At 66.6% G+C, this 638-nt stretch carries 1 protein-coding gene; it reads right to left on the bottom strand.

Annotated elements, in window-relative coordinates; translation table 11 throughout:
- Positions 1-638: AMP-binding protein (locus tag MFM001_RS24260; protein WP_142760734.1), on the bottom strand; the 638-nt coding region annotated here is incomplete at both ends.

The raw sequence follows: 638 nt of genomic DNA, 5'->3' as shown, positions 1-638 counted from the left end.
AGGGCGTGGGTGTCGAGTTTTCCGTTGGGGGTCAATGGCATTGTGTCGAGTGCGATGACGGCGGTGGGGATCATGTAGGCCGGTAGCCGCTCGGCTAGTGCATTGCGTGCCTGGGTGGGGTCGGCTGTTCCGGTGATGTAGCCGATGAGGCGTTTGTGGCCGGGGCGGTCCTCGCGGGCGATGACGACGGCTTGGTGCACGCCGTCGAGTTCGGTGAGGGCGGTTTGGATTTCGCCGAGTTCGATGCGATAGCCGCGGATTTTGACTTGTTGGTCGGCGCGGCCCAGGTAGTGCAGTTGTCCGTCGGGCGCCCAGCGCGCCAAATCGCCGCTGCGATACATCCGTTGTGCTGGCTGCCCGAAGGGGCAGGCCACGAATCGTGATGCGGTCAGTGCGGCTCGACGCAGATAGCCGCAGGCCACCCCAGCGCCGGCCACATACAACTCGCCGGGCACACCGGCGGGCACCGGGCGCAGCCACTGGTCGAGCACAAACAGCGCCGCGTGGGGTACCGGGGCGCCAATGGGCACCACTGGTGAGCCTGGGCTCAACGGGGCGCTGATCGCGACACACATGGTGGTTTCGGTGGGGCCGTAGGCGTTGATCATCACGCGTTCGGGCGCCCAGCGATCGACCAC

The organism is Mycobacterium sp. MFM001 (assembly GCF_003402475.1).
Classification (GTDB): domain Bacteria; phylum Actinomycetota; class Actinomycetes; order Mycobacteriales; family Mycobacteriaceae; genus Mycobacterium.
Note: the sequence above shows the minus strand (reverse complement) of the source record. Positions and strands in the feature narration are given on the sequence as shown.